General features: G+C 65.9%; 11 protein-coding genes and 1 pseudogene. 3 read left to right on the forward strand and 9 right to left on the reverse strand.

Features of this window, described 5'->3' with window-relative positions:
• The first annotated feature begins 2 nt into the window (after positions 1-2).
• From lpdA to QM701_RS18635, 3 genes are all read left to right on the forward strand, one after another.
• Positions 3-1427 carry a dihydrolipoyl dehydrogenase gene (lpdA, locus tag QM701_RS18625; protein ID WP_415168499.1) on the forward strand — a complete coding sequence of 475 codons (1425 nt, stop codon included), beginning with the start codon at positions 3-5 and terminating at the stop codon, positions 1425-1427.
• A gap of 332 nt (positions 1428-1759) precedes the next feature.
• Positions 1760-2764 carry a cytochrome-c peroxidase gene (locus QM701_RS18630; protein WP_415168500.1) on the forward strand — a complete coding sequence of 335 codons (1005 nt, stop codon included), beginning with the start codon at positions 1760-1762 and terminating at the stop codon, positions 2762-2764.
• Positions 2765-2831: 67 nt separating this feature from the next.
• Positions 2832-3251: a Fur family transcriptional regulator gene (locus tag QM701_RS18635; protein WP_415168501.1), complete on the forward strand. Its 420-nt coding sequence runs from the start codon at positions 2832-2834 to the stop codon at positions 3249-3251.
• Between the two features lie 69 nt (positions 3252-3320).
• Here the strand turns inward: QM701_RS18635 and QM701_RS18640 are convergent, their stop codons facing one another.
• The 9 genes and pseudogenes from QM701_RS18640 to QM701_RS18680 form a co-directional block, all read right to left on the reverse strand.
• A complete protein-coding gene (locus tag QM701_RS18640) occupies positions 3321-5507 on the reverse strand; it encodes a ferredoxin (protein WP_415168502.1) in 2187 nt (728 codons plus the stop codon).
• A gap of 12 nt (positions 5508-5519) precedes the next feature.
• Positions 5520-6473, reverse strand: coding sequence for a thiamine pyrophosphate-dependent enzyme (locus QM701_RS18645; protein ID WP_415168503.1), 954 nt, complete (start codon positions 6471-6473; stop codon positions 5520-5522).
• An 11-nt stretch (positions 6474-6484) separates the two neighbouring features.
• Entirely contained in the window at positions 6485-8398 is a 1914-nt protein-coding gene (locus tag QM701_RS18650; protein ID WP_415168504.1) for a 2-oxoacid:acceptor oxidoreductase subunit alpha, read from the reverse strand.
• Between the two features lie 61 nt (positions 8399-8459).
• Entirely contained in the window at positions 8460-9062 is a 603-nt protein-coding gene (locus QM701_RS18655) for an FAD-dependent oxidoreductase (RefSeq protein ID WP_415169430.1), read from the reverse strand.
• Positions 9061-9951 (reverse strand): annotated as a pseudogene (locus tag QM701_RS18660) (FAD-dependent oxidoreductase); the annotation flags it as partial. The gene QM701_RS18655 and the pseudogene QM701_RS18660, both read right to left, overlap by 2 nt.
• Before the next feature lie 35 nt (positions 9952-9986).
• A complete protein-coding gene (locus QM701_RS18665; protein WP_415168505.1) occupies positions 9987-10871 on the reverse strand; it encodes a sulfide/dihydroorotate dehydrogenase-like FAD/NAD-binding protein in 885 nt (294 codons plus the stop codon).
• A gap of 617 nt (positions 10872-11488) precedes the next feature.
• Positions 11489-12250, reverse strand: coding sequence for a response regulator (locus QM701_RS18670; protein WP_415168506.1), 762 nt, complete (start codon positions 12248-12250; stop codon positions 11489-11491).
• A 216-nt stretch (positions 12251-12466) separates the two neighbouring features.
• Entirely contained in the window at positions 12467-12616 is a 150-nt protein-coding gene (locus tag QM701_RS18675) for a hypothetical protein (RefSeq protein WP_415168507.1), read from the reverse strand.
• A 415-nt stretch (positions 12617-13031) separates the two neighbouring features.
• The gene (locus QM701_RS18680) at positions 13032-13847 is read right to left on the reverse strand and encodes an N-acetylmuramidase domain-containing protein (RefSeq protein ID WP_415168508.1); all 816 of its coding nucleotides are present in this window, start codon (positions 13845-13847) and stop codon (positions 13032-13034) included.
• Positions 13848-13858: the final 11 nt, after the last annotated feature.

Genomic DNA, 13858 nt, shown 5'->3' on the forward strand with positions numbered 1-13858 from the left:
ACATGGCGCAACGTTTCGATGTCCTGGTGATCGGCGGCGGCCCCGGCGGCTACGTGGCGGCGATCCGCGCGGCGCAGCTCGGCTTGACGGTGGCCTGCTGCGAATCCAATCCCTACGCCGACCCGAAGGGCGAGCCGCGCCTCGGCGGCACCTGCCTCAACGTCGGCTGCATTCCGTCCAAGGCGCTGCTGCACACCTCGCACCTCTTCGCCGAGGCGGCGCACGGCTTTGCCGCGCAGGGCATCTCGGTCGGCGCGCCGGCGATCGACGTGCCGACCATGATCGGGCGCAAGAACGCCATCGTCGACCAGCTCACCTCCGGGATTCGCGGCCTGTTCAAGAAGAACAAGGTGACGCTGCTGAAAGGCCACGGCGCGTTCGCCGGCGGCGGCGAGGGCGCCTGGCAGGTGCGGGTCGGCGAGGAGACCGTGGCAGCCGGGCAGGTGATCGTCGCCACCGGTTCGCGCGCGCGGCATCTGCCCGGCGTGCCGGTCGACCACAAGCTCGTCTGCGACAACGCCGGCGCGCTCGACATCGACGCCGTGCCGAAACGGTTGGCGATCGTCGGCGCCGGGGTGATCGGCCTGGAAATGGGCAGCGTCTGGCGCCGCCTCGGCGCCGAGGTGACGATCCTCGAAGCCTTGCCGGATTTCCTTGCCGTGGCGGATGCCGACGTCGCCAAGGAGGCGGCCAAACTGTTCCGCAAGCAAGGGCTCGACATCCGGCTCGGGGTGACGATCGGCGAGGTCAAGACGTCGAAGAAAGGCGTCTCGGTGGCCTACGCGGACAAGACCGGCGCCGCGCAGCATCTGGAAGCCGACCGGTTGATCGTGTCGATCGGGCGCGTGCCGAACACCGACGGGCTCGCCGCCGAAGTGGTCGGCCTCAAGCTCGACGAGCGCGGCCGCGTCGAAGTCGACGCGCATTGCCGCACCAACCTGCCCGGCGTATGGGCCGTCGGCGACGTGGTGCGCGGCCCGATGCTGGCACACAAGGCGATGGAGGAGGCGGTGATGGTCGCCGAACGGATCGCCGGCCAGGCCGGGCACTGCAATCTGGACACGATCCCGTGGGTGCTGTACACCAGCCCGGAAATCGCCTGGGTCGGCCGCACCGAGCAGCAGCTCAAGGCCGACGGCGTCACCTATAAGGCCGGCAGGATTCCTTTCGCCGCCAACGGCCGCGCGCTCGGCATGGGCGAGACCGCCGGCTTCGTCAAGATGCTGGCCGACGCGCGGACCGACCGCATCCTCGGCGTGCATGTCATCGGCGCCAACGCCTCGGAGCTCATCGCCGAAGCCGTGGTGGCCATGGAATTCGGCGCCGCCAGCGAAGATCTCGCGCGCATCTGCCACGCCCATCCGACGCTCTCGGAAGTCATGCACGAAGCGGCGCTGGCCTGCGACGGGCGGCCGCTGCATTTCTGAGCGGCGCCGATTCCGCCGGCGCGGCGGATGGACGGGTTCCGGCCGATAGTCCGGAGCTGCACCGCCGCCCGGCTGCCCGCTACTGAATTCCCGGCCCGTCCTGGGCATCTGTCTCCTGCCTGCCTGTAAAAGCACCGGGTGTCCGCCATGCGGTGGCGGAACTCCGCGGCCATGTTTCGCATGGGTCACAGTCACCTGCTATCCATGCTCCTTGAAGCGAAAGATTGCTTGATACGGAAAATAACCATGACTAGAATGCGGTTATAAAAACAATAAGCCTTAGACTGGTTATAAATACATTCGACAATCAAATCCCTTTAGAGGAGAAGCAGATGAAGAATCAAGTGGTGCGTTCCATCTCCATCGCGGCTTTGTCCCTGGCGGCGCCATGCCTGTTCGCCGCGCCCGCCCAGGAGCCGATCCAGCCGATTCCCGCCGCGAAAGTCACGTCGCCGGCGCTGGTCGAGCTGGGCCGCAAGCTGTATTTCGATCCGCGTCTGTCCAAGTCGGGTTTCATCTCGTGCAATTCGTGCCACAACCTGTCGATGGGCGGTTCCGACAACCTGAAGACCTCGATCGGCCACAACTGGCAGGAAGGCCCGATCAATTCGCCGACCGTGCTGAATTCCAGCATGAACCTCGCCCAATTCTGGGACGGCCGGGCGAAGGACCTGAAGGAGCAGGCCGGCGGCCCGATCGCCAATCCCGGCGAAATGGCGTTCACGCATGAGCTGGCCGTCGATCTGCTGCAGTCGATTCCGGGCTATGTGAGCGAGTTCAAGAAGGTGTTCAAGACCGAGAAGATCGACATCGGCGAAGTGACCGCGGCCATCGCGGCCTTCGAGGAAACCCTGGTGACGCCCAATTCGCGCTTCGACAAGTGGCTCAAGGGGGACAAGAAGGCGCTGACCGCCGTCGAGGTCGAGGGCTACAACCTGTTCAAGGAAAGCGGCTGCGTGGCCTGCCACAACGGACCGGCCGCCGGCGGCAATTCCTTCCAGAAGATGGGCCTGGTGGAACCGTACAACGCCAGCGTGCCGGCGGAAGGCCGTTCGGCGGTGACCGGCAAGGACGCCGACCGCTTCAACTTCAAGGTGCCGACGCTGCGCAACGTCGAACTGACGTATCCGTACTTCCATGACGGCGCCGCCGACACGCTGAAGGAAGCCGTGAATACCATGGGCCGCATTCAGCTCGGGCGCAAGTACTCGGACAGCGAGAACGCGAAGATCGTCGCCTTCCTGAAGACCTTGACGGGCGACCAGCCGAACTTCAAGCTGCCCTTCCTGCCGCCTTCCTCGGACGTGACCAAGAGACCGCAGCCGTTTGCGAAATGATTGACCGGCTGCCGCGGGAGGCGGATAGTCCGCCTCTCGCGGCACTTACCTTTATGGACTGATGCCATTGAAAACGTCGATACCCGAGATCACCCAGAAGCTGACCCGGGCGGGGGTCCAGGCGACGCTCCAGCGCGTGGCGATCGCGCAGGTCCTGTTTTCCGAACCCGTCCATTTGCGCGCCGACGAGGTTTACGAGCGCGCGCAAAAAATCTTCCCCGACCTGTCCCGAGCGACGGTTTACAACACGCTCCGGCTCTTTCGCGATTCCGGCCTGATCCGGGAACTGGTGGTCGACGCCAAATGCGTGATCTACGATTCCACGGTCAGCCAGCATTTCCACGTCTTCGACGTCGACACCGGGATGATCGCCGACATTCCGGCGGACGGATTCAGCCTGGTCGGCACGCCCAGGCTTCCGCCGGAATGGGTGACGGAGCAGATCGACGTGATCGTGCGCGTCCGCAGCCGTTCCCGGCAACCCTGAAAAAAATCCCCCGCGGCCTTCGCCGCCGGGGGATCGCCGAGCGCCTCCGGGCGGAGGCTCACGCGGGCGTCACATGAACGCCTCGGCCCGCTTGATCAGTTCGTCGAGTCCGGCTTCGCCCGCGTTGCGCGGCTTGCCGGGGTGGATGACGGCGACCTGGCAATTCTCCGCGGCTTCGACCAGCTGCGCATAGGTGCCGGCGTTGATGTCCTTGATGTAGGCCTGCTTGTTGCCGTCGTAGGCGAACATCTTGTCGTTGATCTGGATGCACTCGTTGCACGAGGCGCAGCGCGGCGTTTCGATGTAGGCCTCGTCCGAGGATTTTTCCGCTTCCTTTTCCTCGGGCGCGGCCGGAGCGGCGGCAGCTTCCGCAACGGGCGGGGCCGCCGGAGCCGGCGCGGCGGCCGCGGCGATGGCCTTGCCGCTTTCCTCCCAGGCCGCCTTTTCCCGGGCCAGCAGCTTCTCGGCGTGCGAGTTGTGGATGCCGCCGAGTTCCTGCAGGCTGTGCCACATCGACAGGCAGCGGCGTGCTTCGCGGACGATCTTCTCGGTGACGATGATCTTCTGCAGCTTATCGTCCGGCGCAACCATCAGCAGGGACGGCACGGTGTCGATCCGGTCGATCTCGCCCCGCCGTTCGCGCGCGATGGCCTCGCCGGCGTCGGACAGCCAGTCCTGCCAGTGCGCTTTCGGCACGGCGGCGAAGAACTTGCTGTAGCGGGCGTCGCAGGCGACGAAGTCGATCAGCGTGAAGGGACGTTCCTCGGCGACGGTCTGGCTGTCCGCGTCCTGGTAGACGATGCGGTGGATCGGCCAGTCGAGCTCGGCCTGCGGGTTGGCCCCCAGCGAGAAGCGCGAGGCCCAGTCGCCGCCGGCCGCCGGGTCCATGGTGAACGCCGGGAACACGCGCGATTCGAGCGCCGCCGCGCTGACCAGATAGGGCGGCAGCTGGCCGTGGCCTTTGGCCATGCCGGAGAAGATGCTGAACAGCGCCGGTCCCGAGCCGCCGAGGCCGCGCGCGATCTTCTCGCGCAGCTGGAACAGCGCGGAGGCGGGCGCCTGGACGACGAACACGCCGGCCATGCCCAGCGCCATGCGGGCGAGCTGGCGGCTGCGCAGGGCGAACGCCAGGTGGCCGTTGCCGATCGGCGATTCCTCGATGACGTCGTCGGTCTGCACCAGCACCTTGATCGGCAGGTTGAGCGACATGATCTCGGTGAGCGTGCCGAGTTCGCCGCCGGGCAGGCTTTCCGCGTCGATCTGCACCAGGTAGTCGGGGAACAGCGCCATGTCGCGCGGGTCGAGGCCGTTTTCGCCGAAGGATTCGAACAGGCGGTCGTGCTTGGCCTCGCTGTATTCGCCGCGCACTTCGAGCTCGGCGACGGCCACGGCCTTGGCCAGTTCGATGGCCTTGGGCAGGCGCTCGCGGTAGGTGCGGATGGCGTCGCTGCAGGTGTCGAAGGCGAAGGTGTACGGCGTGCTGGTGGCGTGCGGCGCGGGGAAGAAGCGCTGCGCGCGCAGCGTCGCCAGCAGCTTCTCGATCCGCTTCCTGCGGTTCTTGCTCAGGTTTTCCTTCGGCGCGGACTTGCACAGGAGCCGGGACATGGCGTCGAAGTCGAACTGGTCCATCGGCCCGGAGCCGAACGTGCGCTTGAGGTTGGCGGCGCTGCGGCCGGCGTTCGAGTTGGCGAAATCGGCCTGCAGGATCTCCGACAGCTTGATGACCAGGCGGTCGACCACTTCGCCGAAACGCTGGGCGCGCTGGGTCTGGGTCAGCGCCCAGATGTGCCCGATCAGCCGGCGCGGCAGGGCGCCGCCGCAGTCGATGACGTCGCCGTCCACCTTGAGGTTGGCGCGCGCGCGGGCCAGGCTGTCGGCGACCTGGGGGTCGTTCTTGCCGAGTTCCCTGGCGGCCTTGTCCCACAAGGCCGAGAGCTTGCCTTCCTTGCCGGCGGCGGCCTGGGCGCGGATGTGCCGTTCGAGGCGCAGGACGTGCCGGCGCAGCCGTTCGGCGTCGCCGCCGCGGGCGATCTTGTCGAGGATGCCGTCGATCAGGCCGGAGAGCGATTCGACGCAGGCGCCGCCCGCCAGGTTCTGGACCAGGATCAGCGGAAAGTCGTAGCGCAGCCTGGTCAGGTCGCGGTAGCCGGCGAGGAGGGCGGGGCGCAGGTTGAGTTGGTCGATCGCTTCCAGGTTCGGCGTGTTCGCCCTGCCGGAAAGGAAGAATGCGACGTGGGCTTGCAGATCAGCTTCCATGTGTGGTTGCCCTCAGACTGAGTACTTATCGAGTTCGGCGTTGAAGTTCTTCTTGATCGCCTCGGCCGTGCGCAGCGCGCCGCTGTGCCGCGTGTCCTCGTAGCACGGCACCTCCGGGTTCCGGTAGAGGATGCCGACCGGGATGATGTCCGTGTTGGAGGCGATCTCGCGCGCCCGGTGGATGTCCAGCGGATCGTGTTCGAGCTGGTTCTTGTAGACGCGCGCCAGCCCCGGACTGACCTGGATGCCGTCGGCGTGGTGCACCAGCTGCACGCGCTCCGGGTCCTGCAGCCACGGGTCGAGGGACTTGGGCAGCCATTCCGGGCAGCGCTGGATGATGCGCACGAAGGAGAAGCCCTGGTGATGGTAGGCGGCCTTGACGATGTCGAACAGCGTTTCCGGAATCCAGTCCACCGCCTGCGCGATGAACGAGACGTTCGACACGCCGAGCGACACGGTCAGCGGGTTCAGCGCGTCGAGGTAGCTGCCGCGCGGCGTGGTGTTGCTCCGGGTGCCGATCGGCGAGGTCGGCGACGCCTGCTTCTTGGTCAGGCCGTAGATCTGGTTGTCGTGCAGGAACACGGTCATGTTCATGTTGTAGCGCAGCGCGTGGATCCAGTGCGCCGCGCCGATGCTGCAGCAGTCGCCGTCGCCGGTGTTGACGAACACGGTGAGGTCCGGACGCGCCATCTTGACGCCCTCGGCGACCGGGAAGGCGCGGCCGTGGATGCCGTGGAAGCCGTAGGTCTTCATGTAGTGCGGGAAGCGGCTGGAGCAGCCGATGCCCGAGACGAACACGGTCTTTTCCGGACGCAGGCCCTCGTCGCGGCACAGGCGCTGGACGGCGGTGAGAATGGCGTTGTCGCCGCAGCCGGTGCACCAGCGGGGAACGCCGCTCTGATAGTCTTCCAGCGCCGACTGCTCCTTGTACAGATCGAGCAGCTGCTTGGTGGCGGATAGTGTCATGTGCGTTTCCCCTATTGTCCGAGTTTGGCCAGCAGAACCTGGCGGATGGTGCGCGGCTTGACCGGCTGGCCGCGCACTTCCGTCCAGCAGTCGACGTCGACCAGGTAGCGCGCGCGCAGCAGCGTGGCGAGCGAGGAGTAGCGGCGGCTGTCTTCGTCGATCAGCTCGTCGTCGGGCCGGTCGCTCCAGTTGGTCTCGATGGTCATCACTTTCCTGAAGCGCTTCATGATATCCTTGATGCCCGGCTGCATCGGCTGCAGGAAGCGCAGGTGGACCGAGGACACCTTCTTGCCCTCGGCGCGCAGGCCGGTCACGGCCTCCTCGATGGCGCCCTTGGTGCTGCCCCAGCCGATGACCAGCAGGTCGCCCTTCTCGGCGCCGAAGACGTCCGGCGGCAGCAGCGTCTTCTGCAGCGCGGCCAGTTTCAGGCTGCGCATGCGCAGGCCTTCCTGGTTGATGTCCGGGTCGTAGGCCACGTGGCTGTCGCGGTCGTGCGCCAGGCCGGTGACGGTGTGCATGCCGCCCGGCTGGCCGGGAATGAAGCGGCGGGCGATGCCGGTGACCGGGTCCCAATCGTAGGGCTTGGCGCCCTCGGGCACCGGGCTCTGGTCGACCGGCGGCGCGAGCCAGGATTCCTGGAACTGCGGCCGGTCGAACGGCTGCTGCGACGAGGACAGGCTGGCGTCGCTGAGGATGACCACCACGGTGTTGAAGGTCTCGGCGATGCGGCGGGCGGTGATCACCGAATAGAAGCAGTCCTCGATGGTCGCCGGCGCCATCACCACCTTCGGCGCGTCGCCGTGGCTGCCGAAGATGGTGGTCAGCAGGTCGCCCTGCTCGACCTTGGTCGGCTGGCCGGTGCTCGGGCCGCCGCGCTGGACGTTGACCACCACCAGCGGAATCTCGGCCATCACCGCCAGGCCGATCGCTTCCTGCTTCAGCGAGTAGCCGGGGCCGGAGGTGATGGTCACCGTGCACTTGCCGGCGTAGGACGCGCCGATGGCGAAGGCGCAGGCGGCGATTTCGTCCTCGGCCTGGTGCACGATGCCGCCGACCTTCTCGAACGCTTCCGACAGGTAGTGCGAGGCGGAGGTCGCCGGGGTGATCGGGTACATCGCGCAGATGTCCATGCCCGAGGCCATCACGCCGAGGGCCAGCGAGGTGTTGCCGTTGATCGAGATCTGCGGCTTGTCCGCGGGCGTGGCCGGGATGTGGAAACTGAAGTCGATGTTGGCCTGCGCCCATTTATGCCCGGCTTCGAGCAGCATCACGTTGGCGTCGATGACGCTCTTTTCCTTCTTGCCGAAGGTCAGCGCGATCTGCTCGCGTCCGGCCTGCAGGTCGAAGCTGTAGATGTGGCAGAGGATGCCCAGCGCGAACATGTTCTTGCCGCGCCGCGCGTTGGCGGTGAGCTTGAGGCATTCCTCCTCCATCGGAATCTCGTAGACCTTGTAGCCGGCCTTGACCAGCCGGTCGTAGGCCGAGGTGTAGGACTTGACGATGTTCGGATCGGAATGGGTCCGCCACATGTTTTCCAGCAGGATGATGCAGCCCGGCTTGAGTTCGCGGGCGTTGACCCGGCCGAGCAGCACCTGCTCGTTGAAGGCCACCACCAGGTCGGTCTCGTCGCCGCCGTTGGTGACGTAGCCGGAGCCGATGCGGATACGGTTGCCGCTGGCGCCGGCCACGCTGCGGGCCGGCGGACGGATTTCCGCGGGGATGATCTCGGTCGTCCAGATGCCGTTGCCCATGCGGGCGGCGATCGAGCCGAGCGACTGGCCGCAGCGCTGCGCGCCTTCGCCGGAATCGCTGATGATCTCGACGATGTGCTCCTTGAGCGTGACGCACGTCTTCGTACGGGCCTTGGCGCCGGCGCTTTTGCCGGCGCTCGCGCCGGCCTTCCTCGTTGCTGTCGTTGTCGTCATGAGTGGCTGTTCCAAAATCGCGGTTGAGCTTGAATGGGTCGGAAAGCGGCCGGGCGGGCGGTCACGCCCGGATGCGGGCGAAGTTGCGTTCGCCCGCGTCGATGCCGAACAGCGTTTCCCCGGCGGTGCGGTAGGGACGGCCGCCCTCGCGGATGCCGAGATAGGCCTTCATGCCGGCGGCCGCGCGGCGTCCCGCGCCCATGGCCTCGATCACCGTGGCGGCGCCGGTGACGATGTCGCCGCCGGCGAAGATGCCGGCCATCGAGGTCGCCAGGCTGGCGTCGGTGTCGATGTAGCCCCACTTGTTCAGGCGCAGCTTCGAGGTCTGGCCCATGATCGGGTTGGCGTTGGTGCCGATGGCGTACACCACCAGGTCGCACTCGAAGTCGAACTCGCTGCCGGGAACCGGCACCGGGCGGCGCCGGCCCGAACTGTCGGGCTCGCCGAGCTCCATGCGCACGCAGCGCATGCCCTTGACGTTGCCGCTGCCGTCGTCGAGGATCGCCACCGGGTGGGTCAGCCAATGGAACTCGACGCCTTCCTCCTCGGCGTGGTGGATTTCCTCGGCGCGCGCCGGGGCTTCCTTGTGCGAGCGGCGGTAGATGCAGTAGAACCTTCTCCGCGCCGAGGCGCAGCGACACGCGCATGGCGTCCATCGCCGTATTGCCGGCGCCGACCACTGCCACGCGCCGGCCGATCGGCTGCGGCGTGTCGAAGTTCGGGAATTCCTTGGCGCGCATCAGGTTGCAGCGCGTGAGCAGCTCGTTGGCGGAAAGCACGCCGTTGAGCGAGTCGCCGGGGATGCCGAGCATGGTCGGGTAGCCGGCGCCGACGCCGACGAATACCGCGTCGTAGCCCATCTCGGTGATCATCTGCTCCAGCGTGAACAGCCGGCCGACCAGCGTGTTGCACTCGAACTTGACGCCGAGTTTCCTGAGGTTGTTGATCTCGGCGTCGATCACCGCGTTGGGCAGGCGGAAGTCGGGGATGCCGTACTTCAACACGCCGCCGGCCTGGTGGAAGGCCTCATACACCGTGACCTCGCAGCCGGCCTTGGCCATGTCGGCGGCGCAGGCCATGCCGGCCGGCCCGGAACCGACGATGCCGACCTTGAAGCCGTTCGGCTCGATGTAGGGAATGTTGGCCCAACCTTCCCGGATCGCCGCGTCACCGACGTAGCGTTCGAGCCGGCCGATGGCCACCGGCTCCAGCGTCTGGCCGACGGTGCATACGCCTTCGCACTGGTTCTCCTGCGGGCACACGCGGCCGCAGATGGCCGGCAGCAGGCTGGTCTCGGTCAGGATGTCGTAGGCGCCGCGCAGATCCTTCTCGTTGATCTTGCGGATGAACCCCGGGATGTCGATGCCGACCGGGCAGCCCGACACGCAGGGCTGGTCCGGGCAGAACAGGCAGCGCTCGGATTCGCGCATTGCATCGTCCGGATGGTAGCCGCAGGCCACTTCCTCGAAATTCCGCGCACGCGCCGCCGGGTCCTGCTCGCGCATCGGCGTCCGCTCCTGCGGGATGCTTCGTATCGTCCTTTTCTTCGCCATGAGTAATTACCGTGTCCTGGTTCGTTGAGAAAGATCTATTTGCCGGCCGCGGCAGTGACCGCCTTGTCAACCGACCGCTGCATCCGGCAGCCCTTTTCCCAGTGTTCGAGCGCCATGCGCTCCTCCTTGGTGTAGCGGCGCAGGCGCATCATCAGGTCGTCGAAATCGACCAGGTGGCCGTCGAAATCCGGGCCGTCGACGCAGGCGAACTTCACCTTGTCGCCGACCTTCACCCGGCAACCGCCGCACATCCCGGTGCCGTCGACCATGATCGGGTTCAGGCTGACCATGGTCTTGATCTTGTACGGGCGGGTCGTCTCGGCACAGCTCTTCATCATGATCGGCGGGCCGATGGCGATGACTTCATCGACGTCGGGATGCTTCTTGAGCGCCTGCTCGATGCCCGCCGTCACGCGGCCGTGCAGCCCGACCGTGCCGTCGTCGCTGCAGATGATCAGCTCGTCGCAGATGGCGCCGAACTTCTCTTCCCAGAACACCAGATCCTTGGTGCGGAAGCCGATCACGCCGATCACGTACGCGCCGCCTTCCTTGAGCGCGCGGGCCTGCGGATAGACCGGCGCGACGCCCAGGCCGCCGCCGACGCAGATGACTTTCCTGGCGTGCGAGTCGGGCGTGGGAATGCCCATCGGCCCGACTAGCCCGTACAGCGAGCCGCCGACCTTGCATTCCTGCTGCATCTGCCGGGTCGTCTTGCCGACGGCCTGGATGACCAGGGTGACGGTGCCCTTCTCCCGGTCGAAATCGGCGATGGTCAGCGGCACCCGCTCGCCGTGCTCGCTGAGCATCACGATCACGAACTGCCCCGGTTTGGCCGCCCTGGCCATCATCGGATGGCGGACTTCCAGCAGATAGGTGACGTCGGAAAAATCCTCGCGCTTTACGATTTCATAATTTGACATAGGCCGTGCTTTCAAACCCTGTGAAAACTGCCGGGTGGAAGAGTGGGGAGAGAGGAAAAACGGGCGGCAACGGGGGCGTCCCCGGCGGGGGTGTCTTGCTGCACGCGAAGATCGTTGCTGGCGACACGACTCGTACTTGCCCTTGCTGTTGACCCGTTGACGAAACGCATGGCAACGCTGCTGCGGGCCGGCGCATCGGAAGCTTGGTCGTGAGTTACAGGAATCAACCTTGGCTTGCGTTTTATTTATGGAAGGCTGTTTCGATTCCCGGCCCGACCGCTCTTTTTTTCTTTATGTCCGGCAGTTTGCCATGCGATACGAGCCTATTTTTAAGGCAATGAATGGACCGGGGCAAATGAAAGATAGTCACAACATCTTTCGTTTTTCGCATCAACTACCTCGTGCAAGGGCGAAAAAAGCGGCCAGGAATCCCCGTGTTTCTACATAAGTTTATATTTAACAAATGGTTATTGGATTACTTACTTCATAGAGGTGAGAATCGTTCTATTTGTCTGATGCGCGACAAACGCCCAGCCGTCTCGTCGACGGTGGCGTTCATGGACGGAAAGCTGCCGTTTTCGGCTTTTGGAGCCGGCGGGCCGGCAGCGGGCCGGTGCTCAGCCTTGGATCTTGACGCCGCCGCCGATGACGAACAGGTCGACGGCCAGCCGGTCGCCGCGCTCGATGGCGGCCGAAAACTGTTCCTGGCTGAAATACTGCAGGCCCATCGACGTGAGCTGGCGGCGTGCTTCGAGCGCCGTCATGCCGACCAGGGCCGAGTTCGGCAGCTTTTCGCTGGCGGTCCCCGCTTCACGCGAGGCCGCCGACGGCGACGGGGCGGCCCCGGACGGCGGGCGTCCCGGCGCCGCCGCCGCGTCGAGCTTCGGCAGTTTCTCCGCGGCGACCAGCGTTTCCACGCGGGCGAACACCTCGCTGCGGGAAAACGGCTTTTTCATGAAATCGTCGGCGCCGATGCGCTGCGCGTAGAACTGCTCGGTCGCCTGTTCGTTGCCGCTGATGATGATGACCGGGATGCGGCGCGTGCGCGGGTCGCGGCGGATCTGGCGGAGCGCGGCGAAGCCGTTCATTCCCGGCAGCACGATGTCGAGGAAGATGAGATCGGGCTGTTCGCCGCGCGCGATTTCCAGGCCCGCCTCGGCGTCGCCCGCTTCCCGCACCACGCAGCCCGCCGAGCGGAGGACTTTGCCGAGCGAGGCGACGACCGTCGCCGAATCGTCGACGACCAGCACTTTTCTGCCCTTGTGGCTGAACCGGCTTTTTCGGCGCCTGTCGATCGGGTGGGCGGGAGGATGCTCTTGCTGAACAGGATGTTCGCCGTTTTTGTGCAGAATGGATTTGATCTGTCCGAAGAGGCTCATGCTTCGATTCCCGGTTGCCAGGCGTCAGAAATGCCGTTTTGGTTTTCTGGCGCATAGTATATCCACGCGCCTCATCGGAGAGAACGAGTCGTCGTGCGGGCCGTTCCCGGACAGGAGAACGGGGCGGGAAAACAAGAACGGCCGCGCTTCCCGCGAAGCACGGCCGTCTGGAGAGTACCTGCGTATTGTCGTCTGTCGCCGGGCGGCGAGGTCGCGCTAGGCGGCGTCGGCTACGAAAACGGTCATGCCGACGACGCGGATGCCGGCGTATTTGGACTCGTTTCTGGCAATCCAGGTATCGACCGCGTCCAGCGTCAGGTTGGCGGCGAGGACTTGTCCGGTACGTTTGTTCACGACGGAATACATAGTTCGATCCTTTCTATCTGATTTGACCAGTCTTGCACATGAAGCAGCAGTGTTTCCCGCCGTCGGCGCCGAACCCGCCCGGTGTCGCCAAAAAAAAATCCCACACCGGTTCGGCATGGGATTCAAAATCCCATCGTTGCGATGGGTCAGGGAGGGTCAAACATTGTCAGCGGGGGACGCTGAAGCAACGTCATGCATCATAGAAATGTCCGCGGCGGGTGTCTGTTTGACATGTATGGTGTTTCCGTAACGAAATGTAATCAGCGTCCCCGCGCGGCCCGCGCCCGCCGCCGGCGCGCCGCCTGTTTTTTGAGCGCGTCATGCAAACCGCAGCCGGTTCAATGGGTTGCGGCGCGCATCCATGGCCGATCCACAGGATTATCCACAGATTCTCTGGACAAAACGGGCGGGCCGGTCAGGGGCGCACTCCCGCCTTGTCGCAGAGCGCGACGTAGCACGGGCCGTCGAGGTCGCTGCCCGGCGGTAGGCCGGCCTGCAGGCGGAAACCGTTCAGCGCGTTGCGCGTGCGCTGGCCGATCACGCCGTCGATCTTGCCCGGCGCGAAGCCCAGGTAGAGCAGGGCGATCTGCGCCGCGCGCAATTGCAGGTTGGGCAGCGATCCCGACGCCAGGCGCACGTAGGACTGTTCGAGCTTGATGTCGTACTGGTTCTGCGCGTACGCCGGGCCGTTGTAGCCGCGCGCGAACGCGGCCCAGTCCCGCCGCCGCAATGGGGCGTGCAGGTTGCGCGAGCGCAGGAAGCGGGCCATCGCCAGGATTTGCGCGTCCTCGCCGTCGCGCATGGCGTCGACCAGCGCCGCGGCGCTGGCGAATCCCGCCAGTTCAGCGTTGAAACCCATGATCTGGCCGAGCCCCCACGAGGCCGACCGCAACGCAGGTTCGGGGCCGAGTCCTTCGGCGTCGCACAGGGCGAGCGCCTCTTCGAGCTTGGCGTACTGGCTGCCCAGGCCGCCGTAGCCGCCCTGCGGACCCGAAAGGTGGGGCGCGCGCCGGTCGAAGCGTCGCTGCGTCTCGCGCCGGAAGATGTGGCGCTCGAACAGGATCTGCGGCCGGCCGTCGAGGCGGAAGCCGCAGCCCTGCGTGACGCCCGAGGTTTCGACTTCGACCACGGCCCAGATGACGGCGGCTTCCGCCGCCTGCAGGCCGAGGTGTTCGAGCGCGTCGCCGAGCCCGGCGGCGGTCAGTGGCTGGCGTTTGCCGATGAATTCCATGATCCGTCTCC

It is taken from the genome of Propionivibrio sp., assembly GCF_047602565.1.
Classification (GTDB): domain Bacteria; phylum Pseudomonadota; class Gammaproteobacteria; order Burkholderiales; family Rhodocyclaceae; genus Propionivibrio.